The sequence below is a fragment of the Guyparkeria sp. WRN-7 genome, from assembly GCF_001641825.1.
GTDB lineage: Bacteria > Pseudomonadota > Gammaproteobacteria > Halothiobacillales > Halothiobacillaceae > Guyparkeria.
Genome location: NZ_LRFH01000014.1, coordinates 116,988 through 143,418 on the forward strand (window position 1 = coordinate 116,988; position 26,431 = coordinate 143,418).

At 66.1% G+C, this 26,431-nt stretch carries 29 protein-coding genes; 5 read left to right on the top strand and 24 right to left on the bottom strand.

Annotated elements, in window-relative coordinates; genetic code table 11:
• Window position 1: 1 nt before the first annotated feature.
• The 4 genes from tal to ykgO form a co-directional block, all read right to left on the bottom strand.
• The gene (tal, locus tag AWR35_RS05105) at window positions 2–1,102 is read right to left on the bottom strand and encodes a transaldolase (RefSeq protein WP_058574871.1); all 1,101 of its coding nucleotides are present in this window, start codon (window positions 1,100–1,102) and stop codon (window positions 2–4) included.
• Window positions 1,103–1,190: 88 nt separating this feature from the next.
• Complete coding sequence (locus tag AWR35_RS05110; protein ID WP_058574872.1) at window positions 1,191–2,102, bottom strand: DnaJ C-terminal domain-containing protein; 912 nt, start codon at window positions 2,100–2,102, stop codon at window positions 1,191–1,193.
• 164 nt (window positions 2,103–2,266) lie between these two features.
• The gene (locus AWR35_RS05115; protein WP_058574873.1) at window positions 2,267–2,731 is read right to left on the bottom strand and encodes an Hsp20/alpha crystallin family protein; all 465 of its coding nucleotides are present in this window, start codon (window positions 2,729–2,731) and stop codon (window positions 2,267–2,269) included.
• A gap of 165 nt (window positions 2,732–2,896) precedes the next feature.
• The gene (gene ykgO, locus AWR35_RS05120) at window positions 2,897–3,022 is read right to left on the bottom strand and encodes a type B 50S ribosomal protein L36 (protein ID WP_058574874.1); all 126 of its coding nucleotides are present in this window, start codon (window positions 3,020–3,022) and stop codon (window positions 2,897–2,899) included.
• 171 nt (window positions 3,023–3,193) lie between these two features.
• Here ykgO and rdgB point away from each other — a divergent pair, with 171 nt between their 5' ends.
• A complete protein-coding gene (gene rdgB / locus AWR35_RS05125) occupies window positions 3,194–3,820 on the top strand; it encodes an RdgB/HAM1 family non-canonical purine NTP pyrophosphatase (RefSeq protein ID WP_058574875.1) in 627 nt (208 codons plus the stop codon).
• Between the two features lie 4 nt (window positions 3,821–3,824).
• On the top strand, window positions 3,825–4,997 hold the full coding sequence (gene hemW / locus AWR35_RS05130) for a radical SAM family heme chaperone HemW (protein WP_156413939.1): 1,173 nt from the start codon (window positions 3,825–3,827) through the stop codon (window positions 4,995–4,997).
• A gap of 7 nt (window positions 4,998–5,004) precedes the next feature.
• On the opposite strand, the gene glmU is transcribed toward hemW, so the two are convergent.
• From glmU to speE, 17 genes are all read right to left on the bottom strand, one after another.
• A complete protein-coding gene (gene glmU / locus AWR35_RS05135; protein WP_058574876.1) occupies window positions 5,005–6,390 on the bottom strand; it encodes a bifunctional UDP-N-acetylglucosamine diphosphorylase/glucosamine-1-phosphate N-acetyltransferase GlmU in 1,386 nt (461 codons plus the stop codon).
• Between the two features lie 95 nt (window positions 6,391–6,485).
• Complete coding sequence (atpC, locus tag AWR35_RS05140; RefSeq protein WP_058574877.1) at window positions 6,486–6,923, bottom strand: ATP synthase F1 subunit epsilon; 438 nt, start codon at window positions 6,921–6,923, stop codon at window positions 6,486–6,488.
• A 15-nt stretch (window positions 6,924–6,938) separates the two neighbouring features.
• The gene (atpD, locus tag AWR35_RS05145) at window positions 6,939–8,327 is read right to left on the bottom strand and encodes a F0F1 ATP synthase subunit beta (RefSeq protein WP_058574878.1); all 1,389 of its coding nucleotides are present in this window, start codon (window positions 8,325–8,327) and stop codon (window positions 6,939–6,941) included.
• Between the two features lie 42 nt (window positions 8,328–8,369).
• Window positions 8,370–9,230: a F0F1 ATP synthase subunit gamma gene (gene atpG / locus AWR35_RS05150; RefSeq protein ID WP_058574879.1), complete on the bottom strand. Its 861-nt coding sequence runs from the start codon at window positions 9,228–9,230 to the stop codon at window positions 8,370–8,372.
• Between the two features lie 15 nt (window positions 9,231–9,245).
• The gene (atpA, locus tag AWR35_RS05155; RefSeq protein ID WP_058574880.1) at window positions 9,246–10,784 is read right to left on the bottom strand and encodes a F0F1 ATP synthase subunit alpha; all 1,539 of its coding nucleotides are present in this window, start codon (window positions 10,782–10,784) and stop codon (window positions 9,246–9,248) included.
• A gap of 11 nt (window positions 10,785–10,795) precedes the next feature.
• Window positions 10,796–11,332, bottom strand: coding sequence for a F0F1 ATP synthase subunit delta (locus AWR35_RS05160; RefSeq protein ID WP_058574881.1), 537 nt, complete (start codon window positions 11,330–11,332; stop codon window positions 10,796–10,798).
• Window positions 11,333–11,348: 16 nt separating this feature from the next.
• Complete coding sequence (locus AWR35_RS05165) at window positions 11,349–11,819, bottom strand: F0F1 ATP synthase subunit B (protein WP_058574882.1); 471 nt, start codon at window positions 11,817–11,819, stop codon at window positions 11,349–11,351.
• 97 nt (window positions 11,820–11,916) lie between these two features.
• The gene (atpE, locus tag AWR35_RS05170; RefSeq protein ID WP_058574883.1) at window positions 11,917–12,204 is read right to left on the bottom strand and encodes a F0F1 ATP synthase subunit C; all 288 of its coding nucleotides are present in this window, start codon (window positions 12,202–12,204) and stop codon (window positions 11,917–11,919) included.
• A gap of 55 nt (window positions 12,205–12,259) precedes the next feature.
• Complete coding sequence (atpB, locus tag AWR35_RS05175; RefSeq protein ID WP_058574884.1) at window positions 12,260–13,078, bottom strand: F0F1 ATP synthase subunit A; 819 nt, start codon at window positions 13,076–13,078, stop codon at window positions 12,260–12,262.
• A 25-nt stretch (window positions 13,079–13,103) separates the two neighbouring features.
• Entirely contained in the window at window positions 13,104–13,511 is a 408-nt protein-coding gene (locus tag AWR35_RS05180) for an ATP synthase subunit I (protein WP_058574885.1), read from the bottom strand.
• Window positions 13,508–13,798 (bottom strand): AtpZ/AtpI family protein, encoded by a 291-nt coding sequence (locus AWR35_RS05185; protein ID WP_058574886.1) that lies wholly within the window; start codon window positions 13,796–13,798, stop codon window positions 13,508–13,510. Before AWR35_RS05185 ends, AWR35_RS05180 begins: the two co-directional genes overlap by 4 nt.
• A 121-nt stretch (window positions 13,799–13,919) precedes the next feature.
• Window positions 13,920–14,801, bottom strand: coding sequence for a ParB/RepB/Spo0J family partition protein (locus AWR35_RS05190; protein WP_058574887.1), 882 nt, complete (start codon window positions 14,799–14,801; stop codon window positions 13,920–13,922).
• A 24-nt stretch (window positions 14,802–14,825) separates the two neighbouring features.
• Complete coding sequence (locus AWR35_RS05195) at window positions 14,826–15,650, bottom strand: AAA family ATPase (protein ID WP_058574888.1); 825 nt, start codon at window positions 15,648–15,650, stop codon at window positions 14,826–14,828.
• Window positions 15,647–16,312 carry a 16S rRNA (guanine(527)-N(7))-methyltransferase RsmG gene (rsmG, locus tag AWR35_RS05200; protein WP_058574889.1) on the bottom strand — a complete coding sequence of 222 codons (666 nt, stop codon included), beginning with the start codon at window positions 16,310–16,312 and terminating at the stop codon, window positions 15,647–15,649. Before rsmG ends, AWR35_RS05195 begins: the two co-directional genes overlap by 4 nt.
• A gap of 4 nt (window positions 16,313–16,316) precedes the next feature.
• Window positions 16,317–18,197 (bottom strand): tRNA uridine-5-carboxymethylaminomethyl(34) synthesis enzyme MnmG, encoded by a 1,881-nt coding sequence (gene mnmG / locus AWR35_RS05205; protein WP_058574890.1) that lies wholly within the window; start codon window positions 18,195–18,197, stop codon window positions 16,317–16,319.
• A 117-nt stretch (window positions 18,198–18,314) separates the two neighbouring features.
• Window positions 18,315–19,811, bottom strand: a complete 1,497-nt coding sequence (locus AWR35_RS05210; RefSeq protein WP_058574891.1) for a THUMP domain-containing protein — start codon at window positions 19,809–19,811, stop codon at window positions 18,315–18,317.
• Between the two features lie 99 nt (window positions 19,812–19,910).
• Window positions 19,911–20,762, bottom strand: coding sequence for a polyamine aminopropyltransferase (gene speE, locus AWR35_RS05215; RefSeq protein ID WP_058574892.1), 852 nt, complete (start codon window positions 20,760–20,762; stop codon window positions 19,911–19,913).
• Between the two features lie 521 nt (window positions 20,763–21,283).
• Here speE and AWR35_RS10910 point away from each other — a divergent pair.
• A complete protein-coding gene (locus AWR35_RS10910) occupies window positions 21,284–21,490 on the top strand; it encodes a cold-shock protein (protein WP_058575250.1) in 207 nt (68 codons plus the stop codon).
• Here AWR35_RS10910 and AWR35_RS05225 read toward each other — a convergent pair.
• Entirely contained in the window at window positions 21,477–22,436 is a 960-nt protein-coding gene (locus AWR35_RS05225; protein ID WP_058574893.1) for a LysR substrate-binding domain-containing protein, read from the bottom strand. The genes AWR35_RS10910 and AWR35_RS05225 overlap by 14 nt on opposite strands.
• Window positions 22,437–22,618: 182 nt before the next feature.
• Here AWR35_RS05225 and trxA point away from each other — a divergent pair, with 182 nt between their 5' ends.
• Both trxA and rho read left to right on the top strand, forming a co-directional pair.
• Window positions 22,619–22,945 (top strand): thioredoxin TrxA, encoded by a 327-nt coding sequence (gene trxA / locus AWR35_RS05230; RefSeq protein WP_058574894.1) that lies wholly within the window; start codon window positions 22,619–22,621, stop codon window positions 22,943–22,945.
• Window positions 22,946–23,194: 249 nt separating this feature from the next.
• Window positions 23,195–24,454 carry a transcription termination factor Rho gene (gene rho / locus AWR35_RS05235; RefSeq protein WP_058574895.1) on the top strand — a complete coding sequence of 420 codons (1,260 nt, stop codon included), beginning with the start codon at window positions 23,195–23,197 and terminating at the stop codon, window positions 24,452–24,454.
• Window positions 24,455–24,519: 65 nt separating this feature from the next.
• On the opposite strand, the gene AWR35_RS05240 is transcribed toward rho, so the two are convergent.
• The gene (locus tag AWR35_RS05240) at window positions 24,520–25,038 is read right to left on the bottom strand and encodes a peroxiredoxin (RefSeq protein ID WP_058574896.1); all 519 of its coding nucleotides are present in this window, start codon (window positions 25,036–25,038) and stop codon (window positions 24,520–24,522) included.
• Window positions 25,039–25,125: 87 nt separating this feature from the next.
• On the bottom strand, window positions 25,126–26,400 hold the full coding sequence (gene purD, locus AWR35_RS05245; protein ID WP_058574897.1) for a phosphoribosylamine--glycine ligase: 1,275 nt from the start codon (window positions 26,398–26,400) through the stop codon (window positions 25,126–25,128).
• Window positions 26,401–26,431: the final 31 nt, after the last annotated feature.

Here is a 26,431-nt window from a genome sequence, read left to right on the forward strand (position 1 = left end):
GTCAGCTCTTCTCGATCGCCTCGAGCAGGTCGTCGAAGGCCGCCTGGAACTGGTCGATGCCCTCGTCGAGCAGCTGGTCGCGTACCGCGCCGTCCATGTCGACACCCAGATCGGCAAGCGCCTCCCAGACCTCGCGATCGTCATCAATGCGCGGCTTCAGGGTCGAGGCGATCTTGCCGTGGTCGGCAAAGGCCTCGAGCGTCGCGTCGGGCACGGTATTGATCGTGCGCGGCGCGATCAGGTTCTCGACGTAGAGCACGTCGGAGTAGGCCGGGTTCTTGGTGCCGGTGCTCGCCCACAGCAGGTACTGAGGCCGGGCACCCAGCTGCTCGAAACGCCGGAAGTCGTCGTTGTTCTCGAACACCTCGAGAAAGTGCTGATAGGCCATGCCGCCGAGTGCCAGTGCCGCGCGGCCCTTGAGCGACTCGGCCCGTTCGCCGCCAATCGCGTCGAGCTTCTTGTCCACCAGGGTGTCGACCCGACTCATGAACAGGCTGGCGACCGCCCGCACCTCGGCCGGCTTGCCGCCATTCTTTTCCAGCTGCTCCAGCCCACGCCGATAGGCGGCGAACACGCGCTTGATCTGGTCAAGCGAGAACAGCAGGGTGACGTTGACGCTCACCCCCGCGGCGATCAGACGCTCGAAGGCCTCGATCCCCTCGACCGTCCCCGGGACCTTGATCAGCACATTGGGCCGGTCGACCAGCTTGCGCAGGTGATGGGCCGCCTCGACCGACTGGGCGGCATCGTGGGCAATGCCCGGGGATTCCTCCCAGGACACCCAGCCGTCCTCGCCGTACGAGGCGTCCCAGACGGGACGCAGCAGATCGCAGGCGCGCTGGATGTCACTGACGACCAGGTGCTCGTAGACCGACTCGATCTCGTCGTAGCGGCGTTTGCACGCGGCCAGGTCGTCCGTGTACAGATCGCTGCCGACAATCGCCTTCTTGAAGATCGACGGATTGGAGGTCACACCCCGGATGCCGTACTCGGCGATCAGTCGCGGCAGGCCATCATCCTCGAGCAGCTTGCGCGAGAGGTTGTCCAGCCACAGGCTCTGGCCCTGCGATTCGTGGAGTTCGGTCAGCGCGTGCGCCGTCATCGTCACTTCCTCCTGGTTGCATTCGCGCGCCGCGCGCGGCGGCGTTTCGAAAAGCTAACAGGAGCTTAGACTCTCAACCGTTGATTGCTCACTGATGGCGGGGGTCGTAAGGCATGGAGGCGCGCATTTCCTCGTAGAACTCGCGCGCCTCGTCGGTCTTCGCCGGCGGGGTATGGATCATCAGCACCAGGTAGAGATCGCCACCGGCAAAACCGCGCTTGGGGATCCGCAGCTTGCGTCCCGACTGCGACCCGGCCGGAATGCTCATGCTGATGCGCTTGCCGTCGGGCAGGGTGACCGGCACCTTGCCGCCCAGCGCCGCCTCCCACGGGGTGACGGGCAGTTCCTGGAGGATGTGATTGCCGTCGACGCGATCGCGATCCTCGTCACGCAACACCAGCTTGAGATAGAGGTCGCCGGCCGGGCCGCCCAGCGGGCTCGGCTCGCCCTGACCGGAGAGGCGGATGCGCCGCCCCGGGGTCGAACCGGCCGGCACGCTGACCTTGAGCGAGCGCGTTCCGCCACGGCCATCGGCCAGCCGAATGGTATGACTGCCGCCCTGGACCAGCAGGTCCAGCGGCACCGGCGCCTCGGCTTCGACATCCTGGCCCTTTGCGCTGCGAGCCCGGCCACCGGCACCACCAGCGCCCGCGCCGCCGAAGCCGCCACCGAAGAACTGGGCAAAGAAATCGGAAAAGCCGCTGCCGGCGAAGTCCTCGGCACCGAAACCGCCACCGAAGCCGCCGGGACCACCGGGGCCGGCACCGAATTCGTCGCCGTCACGGTAGCCCGCGCCCAGGGCATCGTAGCGGGCGCGCTTCTGCTCGTCGCCGAGGACCTCGTAGGCCTCGTTGATCTCCTTGAACTTGTCCTCGGCCTCGTCGCTCTGATTGCGATCCGGGTGGTACTTCTGCGCGAGCTTGCGATAGGCGCGCTTGATCTCGTCCTGCGAGGCGTTGCGCGCCACACCCAATGTTGCGTAATAGTCGTGATATTTCACGCCTGCACTCCTCCGAGTGATGTTCTGTTATCCGCGGCGTCTCGAAAGCCCGCCATGCCTCGGGCGCGCTTTCGGGACGCCCGCGGGAGCGCCTTTTTAAAAGGCGAAAAGCCCGGGGCCGCCGGGCTTTTCGCAGGGTTCCGGGGCCGGGCGGCCGAACCGGATCAGCTGACCTCGATACGTCGCGGCTTGGACGTCTCCGCCTTGGGGATCGTCACGGTCAGCACCCCGTGCTCGGAGCTGGCCTTGATGCCCTCGGCATCCACCTGCTCCGGTAGGGTGAAGCGGCGATAGAAACGGCCGTAGTTCCGCTCGATGCGCGAATAGCCGTCCTGCGACTTCTTCAGCTCCGAATTGCGATCGCCCTTGATCTCGAGCACGCCGTTGTCGGCGGTGATCTCGACCTGCTTGGGATCGATGCCCGGCAGGTCGACGTGCAGCTCGTAGCCGTGCTCGTTTTCCTTGATGTCGACGGCCGGGGCCCAGTCGGCGATCTCCAGCTTACCTTCGTCGCGCCCTTCGGCGAGGTCCGGCTCGAACAGCGAGTTCATCTCGCGGTAGAGCTGGTCGAGCATGCCCCACGGCTGGGTCCGGCTCTGACCTTCTGGCTTGTAACGCACGATAGCCATTGCAACACCTCCCTTCGATGTCTGGTTAATGACCGATCAACGTGTCGTTCATGCCTGTGTATGTAGGTCAGGCGCGGCGATTTTCAAGAGCCTAGGGATTCCCTGAACGCAACGAGGCCCCGCGATGGCGGGGCCTCGTGTCACGCGATAAGACCTGCCGGCGACTCAGCGCTGGCGGGCCTTGAAACGCGGGTTGGTCTTGTTGATGACGTAAACCTTGCCGCGACGACGAACGACTTGGCAGTCCTTGTGTCGCTTCTTGGCCGACTTGAGAGAAGACAGAATTTTCATGGACGCCCCTTTTCGCTAATCCGCTCGGTTCCACATAAAGCGCGGCACTATAGCGGCTTTTCCCGCTCAGGGCAAGCCGTTAGCGCAACCGGTGATTCCCGGGGCGCTGCATTCGCCGCGACTTGCGAGTATCCTCGCGGACCGGAAAAGCCACACGCACGCGGAGCCCGCATGATCGACATCGTGATCGCCACCAACAACGACGGCAAGATGGCCGAATTCGAGGAGATGCGACGGGTGCTGGCCGAAAGCCACCCGACCCTCGTCCGGCTGCGATTCGTCTCCCAGCGCCAGTGGAACGTCGCCTCGCCGGTGGAGGATGCCGACAGCTTTCGCGGTAACGCCCTGATCAAGGCACGCCATACCGCCGCCGAAACGGCCCGTCCGGCGATCGGCGACGATTCGGGGCTGAAGGTCGACGCCCTCGACGGGCGGCCGGGCATCTTCTCCTCGCGTTTCGCCGCTGAGGGCGCGAGCGATGCGGAGAACAACGCCAAGCTGGTCGACGAGCTTGCCAAGCGTCCGGATACGCCGCGCACGGCCCGCTTCGTCTGCGCGCTGGCCTTCGTTCGCGATGCCGAGGATCCCGAACCGATCGTGGTCGAAGGCACCTGGGAAGGCGAGGTGCTCGATGCGCCCCGCGGCGAGCGCGGCTTCGGCTACGACCCGCTGTTCTTCTCGCCGGAGCACGGCATGAGCGTCGGCGAGATGGACCCGGACGAGAAGCACCGCGTCAGTCACCGCGCCCGCGCCCTCCAGCAGCTGATCGAATGTCTGGCCGACGTGGAGCTCGACTGACGCCATGGCCCTGCTGCAGTTCACCGACAACCCGCCGCTTTCCCTCTACATCCACCTGCCCTGGTGTGTCGAGAAATGCCCGTACTGCGACTTCAACTCGCACGGGCTCAAGGGGCGCGACCTGCCCGAGGCCGAGTACGTCGACGCCCTGCTGCGCGACCTCGAGCCCGAACTGCCGCTGACCTGGGGGCGGCCGATCGAGACCATCTTCCTCGGTGGCGGCACCCCGAGCCTGTTCTCGCCCGAGGCGCTCGACCGGCTGATGTCGGGTCTGCGCGCGCTGCTCGACCTGCGGTTCACCCGCGAGGTGACCCTCGAGGTCAACCCGGGCACCGACATGGCATCAAGGCTGGCCGAATACCGGGCGATCGGCTTCAACCGGGTCTCGATCGGGGTACAGAGCTTCAATGACCGCTCGCTCGAACGGCTCGGACGCATCCACGACCGCCGCGCGGCCTGGCGGACCATCGAGGCGGCCCACGATGCCGGGCTCGACAGCTTCAACATCGATCTGATGCACGGCCTGCCGGGTCAGACCGAAGCGGACGGGCTGGCCGACGTCGAAACGGCCCTCTCGCTGGAGCCGCCGCACCTGTCCTGGTATCAGCTGACCATCGAGCCGAACACGGCCTTCGCCTTCAGCCCGCCGGCACTGCCACCCGAGGCCACCCTCGACCGCATCGGCGAGGCGGGCCGGGATAGGTTGATCGGCGCGGGCTACGAACACTACGAGATCTCGGCCTTCGCCCAGCCGGACCATGCCTGTCAGCACAACCTCAACTACTGGCAGTTCGGCGACTATCTCGGTATTGGTGCCGGTGCGCACGGCAAACTGACGCTGCCGGCGGAGAACCGCATCGAGCGGCGCGTGCGCAGCCGCCATCCCAACCAGTATCTGGAACTGGCCGGGCAGTCCGCCAACATCGACGCCCACGACATCAGCCGCCAGGATCTGCCGTTCGAGTTCATGCTCAACGCCCTGCGACTGACCGAGGGCTTTCCGGTCAGCCTGTTCCAGGAGCGCACCGGGATGCCGATCGCGGTGGTGTCGAAGACCCTGCGCGGCCTGGAAGACGACGGCCTGATCGAATGGGACATCCAGACGATCCGGCCGACCGACCAGGGGCTACGCTTTCTCAACGACGTGCTGGGCCGCTTCCTGCCCGACGGCGACTAGCTCGCGCTCAGTCGCCCTTCTTCTGCGGGCGGCGCCAGCCGTCGATCTCGCTCTGGCGCGCTCGGGCAACGGCCAGCCGCCCTTCGGCCACGTTGCGCGTGATGGTCGAGCCGGCGCCCACGGTGACGTCGTCGCCGAGCGTGACCGGCGCGACCAGCTGCGACGCCGAACCGACGAACACCCGGTCACCGATCTCGGTGTGGTGCTTGTTGGCGCCATCGTAGTTGCAGGTGATCGTGCCCGCGCCGAGATTGCAGTCGTCGCCGACCCGCGTGTCACCCACGTAGGACAGATGGTTGACCTTGGAGCGCTCGCCGATGCGCGCGGCCTTCACCTCGACGAAGTTGCCGATCTTCGCGGCCGTGTCGAGCGCGGCACCCGGGCGCAGCCGGGCGTAAGGACCGATCGCATTGTCGCCGGCGGCGACCACACCATCGACATGGCTGAACGCCTCCACGGTCGAGCCGGAGCCGATCTCGCAGTCGCGTAGCACGCAGTGCGGGCCAATTCGCACGTTGTCGCCCAGCCGCACCTCGCCCTCGAACACGCAGCCGACGTCGATCGAGACATCCGTGCCGCACTCGAGCGTGCCACGGATGTCGAGCCGGGTCGGGTCGGCGACCGTGGTGCCGGACAGCGCCAGTGCCTCGGCCTGCCGCTCCTGATAGACCCGCTCCAGGCGGGCCAGCGCGAGCCGGTCGTTGACGCCGGTCACTTCCCAGGCATCCCCGGCGATCACGGCGTCGACCGGCTTGCCTTCGCCCGCGGCCATCTCGACGATGTCGGTCAGGTAGAGCTCGCCCTGGGCGTTGCCGGCCTCGAGGCGATCCAGCCAGCTGACCAGGTCGCCGTAGCGTGCCATCAGGATGCCGGTATTGACCTCCTGGACCTGTCGCTCGGCCTCGGACGCATCCTTCTGCTCGACGATGCGGCGAACGCTGCCGCTCTCGTCGCGCAGGATCCGGCCGTAACCGGTCGGGTCATCCATGTGCACGGTCAGCAGCGAGACCACCGCGTCGGTGGCGGCCAGCTCGCGGAGCGTGTCACCGCCCAGCAACGGCACGTCGGCATACAGCACCAGGACCCGGTCGTCCGCAGCCGCATCCAGTCCCTCGATGCCCAGTTGTACGGCGTGTCCGGTCCCGTTCTGATCGTGCTGCCAGACCCACTGCACCTCCCGGTCGGCCTGCGAGGCGAGCACGGTCTCGCCCTCGTGACCGATCACCACCCGTATGCCGGCGGGATCGAGACCGCTCGCGGTATCCAGGCAGTGTGCCAGCATCGAGCGGCCGGCGATCTCGTGCAGCACCTTCGGGGTCGCCGAGCGCATGCGCGTGCCCTTGCCGGCGGCCAGCACCACGACGTGCAGCTTCCCTTTTGCCGAATCATTCATGTGACGAGTTCCTCGTGTTTCGTGCCGCCCATCGACGGCGGAAACAAAAAAGGAGCCCCGGGGGCCCCTTTCTTTACCGCGTTACGACGCTCGCCTCAGTGGCGGCTCGCACGCATCGACTTGATCCACTTGAGACGTTCTTCCGCCTCGACCATGATCATCTCGGCCGAGGTGAAGTCGAGCTGCCCACGCTGCTCGTACTCCTGAACGTACTCCTCCTCTTCACCCATGCGGGCTTCGAGCTCGTTGGGATCCAGGCTCTTCGCGTCCTCTTCCGTCAGCGCCCAGTCAGCGATGATGCTGACGACGTGGGGCTGGACTTCGACCACCCCGAAACCGACGAAATAGCGCACGATCGAGCCGTCGTCCTGATGCACCCGGACTTCGCCCGGACGCAGTACCGACAACGTCTGCGTGTGGCGGGCGGTCACGCCCATTTCGCCGGCTTCGGTCGGGATGGTGACGAACGTCGCCATCCCGCTGAAGATCGGCTTTTCCATGCTGACGATGTCGACTCGGGTAGTCATAGCCATGGTCGACCTCCGTTATCAGGCCTTCTCAGCCATCTTGTTGGCCTTCTCGACGGCTTCGTCGATGGTGCCAACCATGTAGAACGCCTGCTCCGGCAGGTGGTCGTATTCACCGGCCACGATGCCCTTGAACGCGCGGATGGTCTCCTTCAGCGGCACGTAGCGGCCCGGCGCACCGGTGAACACTTCGGCCACGAAGAACGGCTGCGACAGGTAGCGCTGGATCTTACGAGCACGGGAGACGATCGCCTTGTCGTCGTCGGACAGCTCGTCCATGCCGAGGATGGCGATGATGTCCTTCAGCTCCTTGTAGCGCTGCAGGGTGGTCTGCACGCCGCGAGCGGTGTTGTAGTGCTCTTCACCGACAACCTGCGGGTCGAGCTGGCGACTGGTGGAGTCCAGCGGATCGATCGCCGGGTAGATACCCATGGCGGCGATGTCACGTGCCAGTACGACGGTCGCGTCGAGGTGGGCGAAGGTGGTCGCCGGAGCCGGATCGGTCAGGTCGTCCGCCGGTACGTAGACCGCCTGGACGGAGGTGATCGAACCCGTCTTGGTCGAGGTGATGCGCTCCTGCAGAACGCCCATTTCCTCGGCCAGCGTCGGCTGGTAGCCCACCGCGGCCGGCATACGACCCAGCAGTGCGGAAACCTCGGTACCCGCCAGGGTGTAACGGTAGATGTTGTCGATGAACATCAGGACGTCACGGCCCTCGTCACGGAAGTACTCGGCCATGGTCAGGCCGGTCAGCGCGACGCGCAGACGGTTGCCCGGCGGCTCGTTCATCTGGCCGTAGACCAGGGCGACCTTGTCGAGGACGTTGGAGTCCTTCATCTCGTGGTAGAAGTCGTTGCCCTCACGGGTACGCTCGCCCACGCCGGCAAATACCGAGTAGCCGCTGTGCTCAACCGCGATGTTGCGGATCAGCTCCATCATGTTGACGGTCTTGCCCACGCCGGCGCCGCCGAACAGGCCGACCTTGCCGCCCTTGGCGAACGGGCAGAGCAGGTCGATGACCTTCACGCCGGTCTCCAGCAGCTCGGTACCCGAGGACTGCTCGTCGAAGGTCGGCGCCTTGCGGTGGATGGACCACTTCTCTTCAGTCTCGACGTCACCGGCCTCGTCGATCGGCTCGCCCAGGACATCCATGATGCGACCCAGTGTGCCCTTGCCGACCGGTACCGAGATCGGCTTGCCGGTGTTGCTCACGGCCAGGCCGCGCTTGAGACCGTCGGAGGTGCCCATGGCGATGCCACGAACGATGCCGTCACCGATCTGCTGTTGAACCTCGATCACCAGGCCGTTGTCGTCAACGCGCAGCGCGTCGTAGACGGAAGGCACCTGGTCATGCGGAAATTCGACGTCGATCACCGCCCCGATGATCTCGACAATTTTTCCAGAACTCATGTGTGTTCCTCTTTCAATTCGAAAAATGGGTTGGTGCCGTCGTCACACGGCGGCCGCGCCGGATACGATCTCGGAAATTTCCTGAGTGATCGCCGCCTGACGCGCCTTGTTGTACTGCAGCTTCAGGTCCGTGATCATGTCGCTGGCGTTGTCGGACGCGTTCTTCATCGCGATCCGACGGGCCGACATTTCGCAGGCCACGTTTTCCACGGCTGCGGACACGATCAGGCCGGAGATGTAGCGCTTGAGCACCGCGTCCAGGACGATCTCCGAGTCCGGCTCGTAGATGTAGTCCCAGTGGTGCTTGAGGCTCTCGTCCTCCTGGTACTGAAGCGGTGCGATCTGTTCGACGGTCGGGTTCTGGGTCATCGAGTTGACGAACTCGTTGCGCGCCAGCTCGATGCGATCCACGTCGCCGTTCTCGAACGCTGCCAGTGCGGCGTTGATCGCCTTGCGCATCGCAGCGTAGCTCGGCTTGTCGCCCAGACCGGTCACGGAGGTCAGCACGTTGCCCCCGTAGCGGCGGAAGAACGCACGGCCCTTGCTGCCTACCGGGATGACGTCGACCTCGACACCATTCTTCTCGTATTCACGGATCGTCTCGCCGACGCGCTTAAGCAGGTTGACGTTCAGCCCGCCGCACAGGCCACGATCCGTGGTCACCACGATCATCAGTACGCGCTTTACCTCGCGCTCGACCATCAGGGGATGGCGGTACTCAGGATGCGCGTTGGTGATGTGCCCGACTACCTCGAGAAACTTCTCGGCGTAGGGACGCGTCGCCTCCATCGCTTCCTGGGCGCGCCGCATCTTGGATGCGGCGACCATTTCCATCGCCTTGGTGATCTTGCGCGTGTTCTGAACGCTCTTGATCTTGGTGCGAATCTCTTTGCCTACGGCCATGATTTCGCCCCCCGGTTAATAGACGCCTTTGGCCTTGAAGTCCTCAACGACCTTTTTCAGCTCGGCGGCGATCTCATCGCTGTAGTTGCCTTCGTCACCGATCTTCTTGGCCAGCTCGCCCGCGTTGTCGGACGCGTAGGCGTGCAGGGCGGCTTCGAAGTCGTTGACCTTCTCGACCGGCACGTCATCGAGGAAGCCCTCGTTGGCGGCGGTGAGAGACAGGGCCATCTCGGTGACCGACAACGGCTTGAACTGCGGCTGCTTCATCAGCTCGGTAACGCGCTTGCCGCGCTCCAGCTGCTTGCGGGTCGCCTCGTCGAGATCGGAAGCGAACTGCGAGAACGCCGCCAGCTCACGGTACTGGGCGAGGTCGGTACGGATACCGCCGGCCAGCTTCTTGACCGCCTTGGTCTGCGCCGAGCCACCGACACGGGATACGGAGATGCCCGGGTTGATCGCCGGACGGATGCCCGAGTTGAACAGGTCGGTCTCGAGGAAGATCTGACCGTCGGTGATCGAGATGACGTTGGTCGGAACGAACGCGGAAACGTCGCCGCCCTGGGTCTCGATGATCGGCAGCGCGGTCAGCGAGCCGGTCTTGCCCTTCACTTCGCCGTCGGTGAACTTCTCGACGTAGTCCTCGTTGACGCGCGAAGCACGCTCCAGCAGACGCGAATGCAGGTAGAAGATGTCACCCGGGTAGGCTTCGCGGCCCGGCGGACGACGCAGCAGCAGGGAGATCTGACGGTACGCCCAGGCCTGCTTGGTCAGGTCGTCGTACACGATCAGGGAATCCATGCCGCGGTCGCGGAAGTACTCGCCCATGGTGCAGCCGGCGTAGGCGGCCAGGTACTGCATGGCGGCCGGGTCGGCAGCGCTCGCGGACACGATGATGGTGTATTCCAGGGCACCGTGCTTCTCGAGCTCGCGTACCACGTTGGCCACGGTGGACGCCTTCTGGCCCATCGCGACGTAGACGCAGTAAACGCCCTTGCCCTTCTGGTTGATGATGGTGTCGATCGCGACAGCGGTCTTACCGGTCTGGCGGTCGCCGATGATCAGCTCACGCTGGCCACGGCCGATCGGCACCATCGAGTCGATGGCCTTGATACCGGTCAGGATCGGCTGGTCGACACTCTGACGATCGATAACGCCCGGGGCGATCTTCTCGATCGGGGCGGTGGTCTCGGCGTTCAGCTCGCCACGACCGTCGATCGGCTGACCGAGGGTGTTGACGACGCGACCCAGGAGCTCCTTGCCGGTCGGGACTTCCAGGATGCGCTGGGTGCACTTGACCTGGTCACCTTCCTTCAGGTGCTCGTAGTTGCCGAGAACCACGGCGCCGACGGAGTCGCGCTCGAGGTTCATGGCCACGGCGAAGGAGCCGCCCGGCAGCTCGAGCATTTCGCCCAGCATGGCTTCGCTCAGGCCGTGGATTTTGATGATGCCGTCGCCCACCGAGACGATGGTGCCGACGGTTTGCGCTTCCGCGCCGGCATCGAAGTTTTCGATGCGCTCTTTAATCAGACTGCTGATTTCAGACGGGTTGATCATGGAAGATCTCCTTAGCGACTCATTTGTACGGCAAGATGCTCGAGCTCTCCGCGCATCGATCCGTCGATCACCAGGTCACCGGCGCGGATGATTGCGCCGCCGATGAGGTCTTCGTCGACGGTAGTTTCGAGCTCTACGGTGCGATCGAGTCGCTTGCCGAGCGCTGTTTTGATTTGGTTCGACTGCTCGTCGGTCAGAGGCTTGGCCGAGACGACGGAGGCCACGATGCGGCGTTCCGCCTCAGCGCGCATTTCCTCGAATGCCGCGGCAACTTCCGGCAGCAGGTCGAGGCGATCACGCTCGCCGAGCAGGCGCACGAGGTTGAGCGCCTTCTCGTCGACTTGGTCCTCGACCACCTTGACGAAACCGGCAAGCCGGTCGGCACGAGAGCGCGACTCGTCGCCGAGAAACGCGACCATGTCGGCGTTCTGCGCGACGGCAGACAGCCCGGCAAGCGTCTCGGACCAGTGCTTGGCCTGCGCCGCATCGGCGCAGAGATCGTGCACTGCCTTCGCGTACGAGATGGCGACTGTGGTGTGGTCAGACATAGGGCCTCCGCTTGTCTTAGATCCGAGCGATCAGATCTGAGATCGCGGATTCGTGGTCCTTGTCCGTCACCTCGCGCTTGAGAATGCGCTCGGCGCCGGTCGCGGCCACATCGGCCACCTGGGCACGGAGCTCTTCCTTGGCGCGATTGACCTCGCGGTCGATCTCGGCGTTGGCCTGGGCGACGATGCGCTCGGCCTCGGTCTTGGCGTTGGTACGCGCCTCTTCCAGGATCTGGTTCGAACGCGTGTTCGCCTGAGCGATGATGTCGTTCGCCTTGTCCTTGGCCTCGCGCAGCAGCTCCGAGGAGCGCTCCTGGGCCAGTTTCAGCTCGTGCTTGCCGCGCTCGGAAGCGGACAGGCCGTCAGCGATCTTCTTGCGACGCGCTTCCATCAAGGCGGAAAGCGGCGCCCACAGGTATTTGTTGACCAGCCAGATCATTGCCACGAAGGCGATCAGCTGGGCAACCAGTGTGATCGAAATACTCACAATGTCCCCTCGCGTATCTACGGATTGGGTTTCCGGTCAGCATGACGCGGCGGGATGACCCGCCGCGTCAGCCGGACCATGGTCACGAAGACGCGATTTAGAGGGCGCCGATCGCGCTGGTCAGGGCACCAACGAACGGGTTCGCGAACAGGAACCACATGGCGAACGCGAGGATGATGAACGGGAAGGACTCCATCAGACCTGCGAAGATGAACATGTTGGTCATCAGCTGCGGACGCATCTCCGGCTGACGCGCGATGCCCTCGAGGGTCTTGGAACAGATCAGGCCCCAGCCGATGGCCGAACCCAGGCCGGCGGCGGCAAGGATTACACCAACGCCAACAGCGGTGTAGGCATAGATCGTGGCGAGCATATCGGGGGTCATGGCTTCTTCTCCTAATCAATAAAACAAAGGGTCAAAGGAAACTCGGGTCGGTGTCTCAGTGGTCGTCCTGGGTATGCGCCATACCGATGTAGACGATGGTGAGCACCATGAAAATGAATGCCTGCAGCGTGATGACCAGGATGTGGAAGGCAATCCACGCCATGTCCAGCACGACCTGCAGCGGGAACCAGATGAGCAGGCTGGCACTGATGCTGGCGCCCAGGGTCAGCAGGGCGATCAGCAGGAAGACCAGCTCACCGGCAAACATGTTACCGAACAGACGCAGCGCGAGGCTGATCGGCTTGGCAAGCTCGTCGATCGCGGTCATCACGATGTTGATCGGGATCAGGAACTTGCCGAAGGGGTGGAACAGGAACATCTTGATGTAGCCGCCTAGCCCTTTCACCTTGATGCTGTAGTAGATCGTCAGGATGAAGACGAACAGCGCCATGGCCAGCGTGGTGTTCAGGTCCGTGGTCGGGACGACCTTGAGGTATTCGATGCCGAGGCCCGACGCGATGGCCGGCAGCAGGTCAACCGGGATCAGGTCCATGAAGTTCATGAGCCAGACCCACAGCAGGATGGTCAGGGCCAGCGGGGCGATGATCTTCGGCGCGCGGCTGCCGAACGAGTCGCGGATCTGCTCGTCGACGAACTCCAGGATGCCCTCGGCGGCATTCTGCAATCCGTTGGGGGTCTCCGCACGCAGGCCGCGGCCGATGCGCATGGCGACGAACACGATCAGCGCCCCCAGCAGGATGCTGAAGAACAGCGTGTCGATGTTCAGCTGCCAGAAGCCCTCGCCAACGTGGAGGTTGGTCAGGTGATGCTGGATATATTCAACCGGGCCGCCGCCCGCATTCTCCGTAGCCACTGTCTCTAACTCCTCAAGCTTGAAATCAATCTGTTGTCTGGCGGGTCGGGCGGCCCGAATCCTGACCGCGGGCCGCAAGAACGCCGCCGATCATGGCGACCACGAAGGCCCCGACCATGAAGCGCGCGTCCAGGCCGAACAAACCGAGCCCAACCGCCATCAGGGCAAGCAACGCCACAAAGCGCGTTGCCGCCCCGAGATACATTGTGTTCATGCTCTGCTGCGGTGACTCCACCGCCAGCTCCGTTGCCCGCGCCATCGTCCGGCGCAGCATCCAGGCGAGCACCATGGCAACCGCCACGCCCGCCGCGGCCGAAAGCGCCGCGTGCGGGGAATAAAACCAGGCCGCGACGACGGCGACCGCCAGCACGATCAGCTGAACGGTCAGCACACGTCGCCCGCGACGAGTGATCGCATCGGCCATCCGGCTCATGAGCGATCCGAATCCCGCGGTTCGTCGTCGCGACCGGTGGCCAGCAGGGAGTTGCGCGCATTGCGCATCCCGCCGATGAACCCCAGGGCCCCGACGATCAGCATGAAGATCGGCGCGGTGTCCAGCCAGCTGTCCAGCGCGAACCCGATCACCAGGCCGGCGATCACGCTGGAGGCGAACATGTTGCCCGCACCCACCTGCAGCAGCCCCTTGAAGCGCGACTGCCAGTAGCCACCGCCGGCCTTGCCGCGGCCGGCCTCATCGGGCTTGTTGTGCAAATCGGTCATGTTCGGGGCCCAAAAATTGGCGGCCAGTGTAGCGACTCGCTCCCCGGACGACAAGCAATTATGCCTTGCCTCGCTAAGGAAGCGCCCGCCCGCATGCGCTGCGGCGGAAGTCGGCCCGCGATCAGTCGACCGCCGGGCGCCCCGCATCCGCCGGGCCGGCGAGACGGTCGATCAGACCGTCGAGCTGGTCGAGGCTGTCGAAGGCCAGCGTGACCTTCCCCTTGCCGCGGCGATTGGCCTGGATGCTGACCGGCGTGCCCAGCGCCTCGCCAAGGCGGCGCTCGAGGGCGCGCGTGTCCGGATCGTCGTCGCGGGTTTCCGGCGTGCCCGACTGCTTGAGGTAGCGGCTGACCATCGACTCGACCTGGCGCACGGTCAGGGTGCGGCTCACCACCTTGTCGGCGATGCCGGCCTGCTCCTTTTTCGGCAGGGCGGCGAGGCTGCGGGCGTGCCCGGCCTCGATGCGCCGCTCGCGCAACAGCTTCTGCACCGGCGCAGCCAGGTCGAGCAGCCGCAACGCGTTGCTGACCGCCGGGCGCGACACGCCCAGCACGTCGGCCACCTGTTGATGGGTCAGCTCGAACTCCTTGATCAGACGCTGCATCGCCTGTGCCTGCTCGATCGCGTCGAGGTCCTCGCGTTGCAGGTTCTCGATCAGGGCCATCGCGGCGGCCTGATCGTCATCGATCTCGCGAATCACCGCCGGAATGTGATCAAGCCCCGCCTTCTGGGCCGCACGCCAGCGGCGCTCGCCGGCAATCAGCTCGTACTCGCCGGAACGGCGGCGCACCACCACCGGCTGGATCACGCCCTGGGCGCGAATGGAGTCGGCCAGCTCGGTCAGGGCCGACTCGTCGAAACGCTTGCGCGGCTGGAAGGGGTTGGGGCTGATCAGGTCGACGGCCAGTTCGCGCAGCTGCGCGCCTTCTTCCTGCTCCGGCCGGTCAGCCGTGCCCAGCAGGGCGTCGAGCCCGCGACCCAGTCCCTTTCGTTTCGTGCTCATCGTCTACCCCTGTGTTCCCTGCGCTCAGCGGCGCTCGGTGGCCCGGCCCTGACGCAGCGCCGCGGGCTTGGCCAGCTTGCCGCGCTTGCGCGCCCGCTTGATCAGTTCGCGCGCGACGTCGCCATGGGCCTCGGCCCCGGTCGAGCTCTTGTCGTAGAACATCGCCGGCAGGCCGTGGCTCGGCGCCTCGGCCAGACGCACGTTGCGCGGCACCAGCGCATCGAACACCCGCTCACCGAAATGCTGTCGCAGCTGCTCGCTGACGTCCTGTGCCAGCCGGTTGCGCGCATCATACAAGGTGCGCAGCACCCCGGCGATGCCGAGATCCGGGTTCAGTGCCAGGCGCACCTGCTCGACCGTATCCAGCAGGGCGGAGAGCCCCTCGAGCGCGAAATATTCGCACTGCACCGGAATCAGGATGTCGTCGGCGGCCGCCAGGCTGTTGATCGTCAGGGTGTTGAGTGCCGGCGGGCAGTCGATCAGGACGAAGTCGTAGTCGTCGACCAGGGGCGCCAGTGCCTGGCGCAGCTTGGTCTCGCGGCCGATGCGGGTGACCAGCTGGAATTCCGCGCCGGCCAGGTCGATGGTCGCCGGCAGCAGATCGAAACCGCCCGGGTCGGTGGGCAGAAGCGCCTCCTCGGCGGAAATCTCCTCGAGCAGCACCTGGCCGATGTGCCGCTCGACCGCGTTCTTCTCGTAGCCCGCGCTCACCGTGGCGTTGCCCTGCGGGTCCATGTCGACCAGCAACACGCGCCGACCGAAGGCCTGCAGCGCGGCGGCCAGATTCACCGCGGTGGTGGTCTTGCCGACACCGCCCTTCTGGTTGGTGATCGCGATCACCCAGCTCATGCCACCGCCTCCCGGTCGATCACCAGCAGGTGACGCTCGGCATCGAGACCGGGCACGTCGAGCGCGTGACGGGCCGTGACGGCAAAGCCCTCGGGCAGCGCGCCGATCTCGTCGGCATCCAGCCGCCCCTTCATGGCGAACAGCTGCCCCCCGTCGGCCAGCAGCGGCGCACCCAGGCGAACGAAGTCGGCCAGCGAGGCAAAGGCGCGCGAGATGATGCAATCGAAGCGCGCCTCCGGGTCGAGCTGCTCGACGCGTTCGCGGCGCACGCTCACGTTCGCCAGCCCCAGCTCGCGCCGAGCGGTGGCGGCAAAACGCGTCATCTTGAGATTGGAGTCGACCAAGGTGACCTCACTGTCGGGGCGACAAACCCCGAGGATCATACCCGGTATGCCGGGACCACTGCCAATGTCGAGCAGGCGAGGGCAGACAGGCAGGTGCGGCAGGACCGCCAGCGAATCGAGCAGGTGGCGCGTGACCATGGCCTCGGGGTCGCGCACCGCAGTGAGGTTGTAGGCACGGTTCCAGCGCGCGAGCAACTCGAGGTACTCGATCAGGCGCGCGCCCACGTCCCGATCGATCTCGATGCCGAGCCGGGCCGCGCCGTCGAACAGCTGCCGCTCGAGTCGTTCGCGCTGCTCGCCGGATAGCGCCGCGGGCATGCGGTCAGGCCGAGCGGGCCAGCTGGCCGCGGCGCTTTAAGTGCACCAGCAGCAGGGATACGGCGGCCGGCGTCACGCCCGGGATGCGCGCGGCCTGTCCGACGGTGGCCGGACGCTGGGCGGCCAGCTTGTCGCGCACCTCGTTGGACAGCCCCGCGATGTCGGCGTAGTCGAGATCATCCGGGATCGCCTCCTGCTCCTGCTTGACCGAGCGGGCGACCTCGTCGCGCTGCCGGTCGATGTAGCCGGCATACTTGGCCTCGATCTCGAGCTGCTCGATGACCGCCGGGGCCGGCATGGTCTCGGGTGCCAGCTCGTCGACCGCGGCGATCGCGGCGTAGTCGAGCTCCGGGCGGCGCAGCAGGTCGAGTGCGGTGACGTTGCGCGACACCGACCCCTCGAGCTTGTCGGCGGCCGGGTGCCCCGGGTGGACCCAGATGTCCTTGAGCCGGCCGCGCTCGGCCTCGATCGCCTCCATCTTCTCGTTGAAGGCACGCCAGCGATGCTCGCCGACCAGACCGAGCTCGCGGCCGATCTCGGTCAGGCGCTGGTCGGCATTGTCCTCGCGCAGCATCAGGCGATACTCCGCCCGGCTGGTGAACATGCGATAGGGCTCGAGCGTGCCCTGCGTGGTCAGATCGTCGACCAGCACGCCGAGGTAGGCCTGGTCGCGGCGCAGGGTGAGCGGATCGCGGTCGAGCACGCGCGCCGCGGCGTTGGCGCCGGCCATCAGACCCTGGGCGGCGGCCTCCTCGTAGCCGGTGGTGCCGTTGATCTGCCCGGCGAAGAACAGCCCCTCGATGCCGCGGGTCTCGAGCGTAGGCTTGAGACCGCGCGGATCGAAGAAGTCGTACTCGATCGCATAGCCCGGCCGGGTGATGTGCGCGTTCTCGAAGCCACGGATCGAGCGCACCAACTCCAGCTGCACGTCGAAGGGCAGGCTGGTCGAGATGCCGTTCGGGTAGACCTCGTGGGTATCGAGGCCCTCGGGCTCGACGAAGATCTGGTGCGAGGCCTTGTCGGCGAAGCGGTGGATCTTGTCCTCGATCGACGGGCAGTAACGCGGACCGATGCCCTCGATGTCGCCGGTGAACATCGGCGAGCGGTCCAGTCCACCGCGGATGATCTCGTGGGTGCGCTCGTTGGTGTGCGTGATGAAGCACTCGACCTGGCGCGGATGCTCCTCGGCCGAGCCGAGGAAGGAGAACACCGGCGTCGGGTCGTCGCCCGGCTGCGCCTGCATCACGGAAAAGTCGAGACTGCGACCGTCAAGCCGCGGCGGGGTGCCGGTCTTCAGGCGCGCCACACCCAGGTCGAGCGAGCGCAGCGTGTCGGCCAGCTTCTTCGCCGGCGGATCACCAGCGCGACCGCCCTCGGAGCGCTCCAGCCCGACGTGGATCTGGCCGGCGAGGAAGGTGCCGGCAGTCAGCACCACCGACTCGCCGTAGAACTCGATGCCGCCGGCGGTACGCACGCCGACCACCCGCTCGCCCTCGAGGATCAGGTCGTCGACGCCCTGCTGGAACAGGGTCAGGTGCGGCTGGTTCTCCAGCATGTGGCGCACAGCGGCCTTGTAACGGACGCGGTCGGCCTGGGCACGGGTGGCGCGCACGGCCGGGCCCTTGCGCGCATTGAGGATGCGGAACTGGATGCCGCCGCGGTCGGCAGCGTGGCCCATTGCCCCGCCGAGCGCGTCGATCTCCTTGACCAGGTGGCCCTTGCCGATCCCGCCGATGGCCGGGTTGCAGCTCATCTGACCGAGGGTCTCGATATTGTGGGTGACCAGCAGGGTCTCCACGCCCATGCGCGCGGACGCCAGCGCCGCCTCGGTGCCGGCGTGTCCGCCGCCGATGACGATCACGGGAAATCGATCTGGATAACGCATGGGAACCTCCTGCCGGACCTCCGGCCAATCGACCCGCCGGGATTAAAAACAGAAATGGGCGCGACACCGCTCCCGGGGGCGCGGCAGTATAACGGAAACCGCTGTCAAATCCAGCAGTTATCGAGCCTCGCCACCGGCAACCGCAACCTCGGGATCGCCCCGTTCGAAGGCGCGGCGCAGCCGGCTCACCCCGCCGCGGAAGGCACGCGCGTCGAGACCGGCCCGTTGCATGCGCTCGGCGAGTACCGGCGCGTTCGCCCCGCGCAGGCAGTAGAGCAGATACGAGCGGTCCTTCGGCAGCGACTCGTAACGGCGCGCCAGCTCGTCCGGCGGGAGATTGGTCGCGCCGGGCAGATGCCAGTCGCGAAAGCGACGCGGCGGCTGGCAGTCGATCACCTCGGCATCCGCCGCAATGGTATCGGTCAGGACGTCCGGCTCGATCAGATCCTCCTCGGTCAGGCCGACCAGGTCGATCTCGCGTGCCTCGGCCACCGCCCGCTCCAGGAGACTCGCGTCGAGCTGCTGCTCCTCGCGATCGATCCGCCCGCGACGACTGGCCACCAAGGGCTTGCTCAGCGACAGGGCGCAGAATTCTGGCACCCCCTCGGACAGCTCATAGGTACCGATCCGCCGGGCGAGCTTCATGATCTCGGTCTTGTCGAAGCCGATCAGCGGCCGCAGCACCGGCAGATCGGAGGCCGGATCGATGCTGTTGAGATTCGACAAGGTCTGCGAGGACACCTGCGACAACGCCTCGCCGGTGACCAGGGCCTGGGCGCCGATGCGCCGCGCCACGCCCTCGCCGGCCCGGTACATCAGGCGCTTCAGGACCACCTGCCAGACCTCGCCAGGCAGCCGGGCACGCATGTCGGCGACCACCGGCAGGAAATCGACCACGAACAGCCGCGGCCGGTCACCGATCGCCCACTCCCGGGTGAGATGGTGGGCGATACGCGTGACCATGTTCTCGTGCGTCGCCCCGCCCAGGTTGCAGAAGACGTAGTCGGTGCCCACGCCGCGACGCATGGTGTACCAGTCGGCCACGGCCGAATCGAAGCCGCCAGACATCAGGGTCACCGCCCGGTCCTGCACGCCCAGCGGCACGCCCCCCGGTCCGGGCCGGCGCTGAGTGAACACCCAGGCGCCTTCCTCGACCAGATCGATCTCCACGCGCACATCCGGCTCATCGAGATTGACCGTGCCGAAGGGATTGAGCGCCGCCCCCACCTGCTGCTCGACCTTGCGCGTCGACAGACGCACGCCCCCGTGACGCTTGCAGCGCACGGCGTAGCTCCGGCCACGGATCACGTCGGCAAAACGGGACCGGGCTGCTTCGCACAGGGCCTCCACGGTCGGCTCGATCACCGCGTCGACCGGCGAGTAGGAAGCCACGCCGAAGACATGCTCGATGCGCTCGGCGGCCGCATCGACCTGCGGGGTGCGCAGTAGCAGCCGCCCCTGATCGACACGGATCTCGTTCGGGATGCCGTCGAGAGCCGTCCGCAGGTTGTTGATCAGGATATTGCGGAAACGACGGCGCGTGTGCCAGGACTTGAGCTGCAATTCCGGGGCGGGCCGGATGATGATCAGCTCGGGCGATTCGGAGTGGGGCATGGCGGACAGCGGGGTAAGCGTGAATGAACGGGCCCGGTGACCCCGACATGGGGCCGGGGCGGGGATTTTCAACGAAACCAGGGGAAAGCGTGCGCGCGACTAGACGTCGCCCAGGGCCTCGCGCATGAACGGCGGCGTGGCCAGCAGGCCGCGGTGCAGGTCCGTGCTGTAGAAGCGGGTGGCGATGCCATCGGCCAACGGGCGGATCTCCTCGAGCGAGGCGTCCTTGCGGGCGAGCGTGCCGGTGATCGAGCCGCCGGGGTAGACCGGTTGCGGGAACAGCAGCGAGCGGCGCTCGGCAAAGCCCGCCGCGGCCATGGCGCGGTGGTAATCGATCATCAACGGCATGTGGTAGAACGGCGACTCGCTCTGACCGACCATGATGCCGTCCTCGCGCAGCACGCGGTGGCAGTCGGCAAGGAAGTCCGGGCCGAACAGGCCGGTGCCCGGGCCGATGGGATCGGTGGAATCGACGATGATCACGTCGACGCTTTCCGAGTCGGCATTGCGCATCCAGGCCACCCCGTCCTCGAACCGGAGCGATACGCGCGGGTCGTCGTTACGGGCGGTCAGTTCCGGGAAGAAACGTTCGGCGGCGCGGGTGACCGCCTCGTCGATATCGATCTGGACCACCGACTCGACCTCGACGTGCTTGAGCACCTCGCTCAGGGTGCCGCAGTCGCCGCCACCGATGATGACGACGTTGCGTGGCGCGGCATGGGTCTGCAACGCCGGGTGGGACATCATCTCGTGGTAGATGTAGTTCTCCAGCGAGGAAAGCATGATCACCCCGTCGAGCAGCATCAGGTTGCCCCAGTGCTCGGTACGCCAGACCTCGAGGTGCTGGTAGGGCGTTTGCTCGTCGAGCAGCTTCTCGGTCACGCGGATGCCGAAACGCGCGCCCATCTCCTCGACTGTCTCGTAGACCCACTCGCCGTGCTTGCCGGACATGCCGCCCCCTCGTTTCTGTGATCCGCGCCGGCCCGCCCCGAGCGATGCCGGGCATCAGGCCGATGGCAAATGTGACAGAATACCAGCCGCCCGCCTGTCTCGTGACCCGTCGTGGCCCGGCCCGACTATCCTGCCGGCGCAGACCCCGCGGACGGCGGGTCGTGGTCCGAGGCCACGCGGCGATCCCGGCTTACTGAATCTTGCCGGGACACTCCCGGGTGCCCGGCGCGTCCGGCATCGCAAGACCGCTACACGACATCACACAACCAGAACGGAACAAGACCAACCCTATGAAAACCTGGCAGGACTCCCGACTCACCGCCTTCCTCGTCACTCTCGGCCTCGCCATTATCGGTGCGCTGGCCATCGGCCAGATCTACGACTACCTCGACCAGCGCCCGGCACAGTTTCTCGCCTCAGCCGCGGTCATTCTCGTCATTGCCCTGCTCGCCGCCCGGCTGACCCAGCGCCCCGCCAAGCCGAGCCTGCGCCCCAAGGAGGTCGCCGTCGAACACGATCCGGTGCGCGAGACCGGCACCGTTAAGTGGTTCAACGTCGACAAGGGCTTCGGCTTCATCATCCGCGAGAACGGCGAGGACCTGTTCGTCCACTTCCGCGCCATCAGCGACGGCGGCGCCTCGCGCCTGACCGAAGGCCAGAAGGTCGAGTACCAGATCGGTCAGGGGCGCAAGGGCCCGCAGGCCGAGGAAGTGCTCATCCTCGACTGACCGGCTCGCCGGCCGGCAACGGCTGGCAGCAGGCGGGCAGCGTCTCGCGGATCGAGCGCGCCAGCACGGCGACCGCCTGTGGGCGGGAGAACCGCCTGCGACTGGCCAGCGCGATGTCGCGAGCCGGGATGTCGCGGCCGAAGGGCAGATAACGCACCAGCGTCCGCGTCCCCGTCGCTTCGCTGTTCTCGGTCGAGGCGCAAGGCAGCACGGTGATGCCGGCGCCGCTCGCGACCATCATGCGCATGGTCTCCAGCGACCCGCCTTCGAGCGTGCGTTGCAGGCGGCCGAAGGTCCGGCCATCGTTGCAGCGTGGACAGACCCCCAGCACCTGATCGCGAAAGCAGTGGCCGCGGCCAAGCAGCAGCAGGTCGTGCTCGGCCAGCTGGTCGGGTTCCACGGCATCCTGCTCCGCCAGCGGATGGTCGGCCGGCACGGCGACCGTGAATGGTTCCCGGTAGACCGGCTCGACCGTCACGCCCGGCGCCTCGAACGGCAGCGACAGCACCACCACGTCCAGCTCGCCGTGCTCGAGCTGTTCGGCGAGATCGGCCGTCATCCCCTCGGTGATCTCGATCGGCATCCGCGGGGCCAGTTCGTGCAGGCGGCCGATCAGGTGCGGCAGCAGGTAGGGGCCCACGGTGTGGATCAGCCCGACCCGCAGGGGCGCGGCCAGCGGATCGCGGCGGGTGTGGGCCAGGTCCTCGAGGCGCTCCATCTCGCCAAGCACCCGCTCGGCCTGCTCGATGATCGCCCGACCCTCGGGGGTGACCTGCACCTCCGAACGGCTGGCCCGCTCGAAGATCTGCACCCCCAACGACTCCTCCAGCCGTTTGACTCCGACGCTCAGCGTCGGCTGGCTGACGAAACAGCGAGCGGCGGCGCGGCCGAAGTGCAGCTCGCGCGCGACGGCAACCACGTAGCGGAGTTCGGTCAGTGAGGCCATGCAGAAGGGTTTCTCTTTGCGTCAGCGTGAGGGGCGGGCCATACTCGGAGAATTCTGCCGAGCAGGCTCGGCCGATCGCCGGCAGAATAGCACTGCGGGGCGCATCCGCTTGAAATGCGGCGTCCAGGGATGAACAATTGCCCGACAGGCATTAACAGTCACTGATATTTAGGAGTCATGCCGTGAGCGACAACATCGTCTACGTATCCGATGCGGATTTCGAAGCCCAGGTCATCAACAGCGACCAGCCGGTGCTGGTGGACTTCTGGGCCGAGTGGTGCGGCCCCTGCAAGATGATCTCGCCGATCCTCGACGAAGTCGCTGCCGACTACGCCGGCAAGCTCAAGATCGCCAAGGTCAACATCGACGAGAACCCGGAGACCCCGCGCCAGAACGGCATTCGCGGCATCCCGACCCTGATGCTGTTCAAGAACGGCAAGGTCGAGGGCACCAAGGTCGGCGCCGTCTCCAAGTCGCAGCTGACCGACTTCATCGACTCGGCACTGTAACGACGGGTCACGCCAACCGGCGAGCAGGCGGGGCTGCACGGCCTCGCCCGCATCACGAAAAAAGACCTTGACATGTTTGGCAAGCAGCCGGTTCTGTGCCAAACTCCCGCCAGCTAACGACGACACGCCCCTTCTGTCGTCCGGTCGCACCTCGGCGACCTTCCGATCTCAGCAGTTGATTTCACCCTTCGACATCCCGTTGATTATCCATCTGTGGCCCGCCTGGGTCCCCACGACGAATCCATCCGAATGAACCTAACCGAACTCAAGAGCAAGCCCGTTCCGGAACTCATGGAGCTGGCCCAGTCGATGGGACTGGACAACATCGCCCGGACCCGCAAGCAGGACGTGATCTTTGCCCTGCTCAAGGCGCACGCCAAGACGGGCGAGTCGATCCACGGCGACGGCGTACTGGAAATCCTATCGGACGGATTCGGCTTTCTGCGCAGCGCCGACGGCTCCTACCTCGCCGGCCCGGCCGACATCTACGTCTCGCCCTCGCAGATTCGCCGCTTCAACCTGCAGACCGGCGATACCATCAGCGGCACGATCCGCCCGCCGAAGGACAACGAGCGCTACTTCGCGCTGCTGAAGATCGAGAAGATCAACCTTGAGAAGCCCGAGGCCTCCAAGACCAAGATCCTGTTCGGCGACCTCACGCCGCTGCATGCCGAGAAGCGCATGCGCATGGAGCGCGGCAACGGCTCGACCGAGGACCTGACTGCGCGGATCATCGACATCGTCGCCCCGATCGGCAAGGGCCAGCGCGGCCTGATCGTCGCCCCGCCCAAGGCGGGCAAGACGATGCTCTTGCAGAACATCGCGCAGAGCATCACCGCCAACCACCCCGAGTGCGACCTGATCGTCCTGCTGATCGACGAGCGCCCCGAGGAAGTCACCGAGATGCAGCGCACCGTGCGCGGCGAGGTGGTCGCCTCGACCTTCGACGAGCCGGCCCCGCGCCACGTGCAGGTCGCCGAGATGGTGATCGAGAAGGCCAAGCGCCTGGTCGAGCACAAGCGCGACGTGGTGATCCTGCTCGATTCGATTACCCGTCTGGCGCGCGCCTACAACACCGTCGTGCCGTCCTCGGGCAAGGTGCTGACCGGCGGCGTCGACGCCAACGCCCTGCACCGGCCCAAGCGCTTCTTCGGCGCGGCGCGCAACGTCGAGGAGGGCGGCAGCCTGACCATCCTCGCCACCGCGCTGGTCGACACCGGCTCGAAGATGGACGAGGTGATCTACGAGGAATTCAAGGGCACCGGCAACATGGAGCTCCACCTCGACCGCCGCATCGCGGAAAAGCGCGTCTACCCGGCGATCAACATCAACCGCTCCGGCACCCGTCGCGAGGAGTTGCTCACGGACACCGAGGAACTGCAGAAGATGTGGATCCTGCGCAAGTTCCTCCATCCGATGGGCGAGCTCGAGGCGGTGGAGTTCCTGCTCGACAAGCTGCAGCAGACCAAGACCAACAACGAGTTCTACGACTCGATGCGCCGCGGCTGACACGCCGCCGCCCCGGAACGAGAAACCCCGGCCATGTGCCGGGGTTTTCTTTTGCCTGGGATGCGTTAGCCGCCCTGCAATGCCTCGAGGTCGTCGAGCACCTCCTTGACGTGCTCGTCGGGGTCCACCTTGCGGTAGATCCGCGCGATGTTGCCGTCGGGGCCGATGATGAAGGTCTGACGCTTGGCAAACCTCACCACCAGGAAATCGCTCAGCGCCCCGTAGCGCTCGACCACCTTGCCCTCCGGGTCGGCCAGCAGCGGGAAGGGTAGCTCGTACTTGGCGGCGAATGCGGCATGGCTGGCGACATCGTCCATGCTCACCCCCAGCACCACGGCGTTCTGCGCGATCAGCCGGTTGATGTTGTCGCGGAAGCTGCAGGCCTCGGTGGTGCAGCCGGGGGTGTCGTCCTTGGGGTAGAAGTAGAGCACCACCCAGTCGCCACGATAGTCGGCAAGCGAGCGGGCCTCGCCGTCCTGATCGGGCAGAACGAACCCCGGTGCGGGGTCGCCCACCGACAGGTCGCCGGCCTGGGCCGTGCCGACAAGCAGGAAAGACGCGAGCAGAGGAAGAAAGCGACGCATGAGATGTTCACCGTGACGGGCTATCCGGACACGGAGTAAAGCAGCTTTTTCACCGATGGCCAGTCACGCCATGCGTCGATATGCCAATCAGCCTCGGCCGATCGCCCGCCAGCCGATATCACGGCGGCAGAACCCGCCCTCGAAATGGACCTTGTCGACCCCGGCGTAGGCGGCCTGCTGCGCCGTCTCGACGGTCTCGCCCAGCGCGGTGATGCAGAGCACCCGCCCGCCGTTGGTGACGACACTGCCGTCTTTCTCGGCCGTGCCGGCATGGAAGGCCTTCACGCCTTCGGGCAGCTGGTCGAGGCCGGTGATCACGTCGCCCTTCGAGGAGCTTTCCGGGTAACCGGCCGAGGCCAGCACCACGCCCACGGCCGCATCATTGCGCCACTCGGCGCGGGTCTTGTCGAGCCTGCCGTTGACGCCGGCCTCGACCAGGTCGACCAGGTCGCTGTCCAGGCGCATCAGCACCGGCTGGGTCTCCGGGTCGCCGAAGCGGCAGTTGAACTCGAGCACCTGCGGCTCACCGTCGGAACCGATCATCAGGCCGGCGTAGAGAAAGCCGGTGTAGGGCAGGCCGTCGAGGGCCATGCCCTTTACGGTCGGCTCGATCACCTGCTCCATGACCTTGGCGATCATGGCCTCGTCGAGCACCGGGGCGGGCGAGTAGGCGCCCATGCCGCCGGTATTGGGCCCCTTGTCGCCCGCGTCGCGGGCCTTGTGGTCCTGGCTGGAGGCCATCGGCAGGACGTGTTCGCCGTCCACCATGACGATGAAGCTCGCCTCCTCGCCCTCGAGGAACGACTCGACCACGACGCGCGCACCGGCCGCGCCGAACTGACCACCGAAGATGTCGCGGATGGCCGCCTCGGCCTCCTCGATGCTCTGGGCGACGATCACGCCCTTGCCGGCCGCCAGGCCGTCGGCCTTCACTACCACCGGCGCACCGTGTTCGTGGACGAAGTCGATCGCCGGGGCGGCCGTGTCGAACACCCGGTAGGTGGCCGTGGGGATGCCGTGGCGCTCCATGAAGTCCTTGGCGAAGGCCTTGGAGCCCTCCAGCTGGGCGGCCTTCTGGGTCGGGCCGAAGATGGCGAGACCGGCGTCGCGGAAGGTGTCGACCACACCCTCGACCAGCGGCGCCTCGGGGCCGACCACGGTCAGGTCGACCGCATTGTCGGCAGCAAAGGCGACCAGTTCGGCGACGTTGGTCGCGGAAATCGGCACGTTGCGGCACTTGGCCTCTTCGGCGGTGCCGGGGTTGCCGGGGGCGACGAAGACCGTTTCCACCCGCGCGGACTGGGCGATCTTCCATGCCAGGGCGTGCTCGCGGCCGCCTCCACCGATAACCAGTACCTTCATGTCGTCACCTCTTGCATCGATTCGTCTGGGC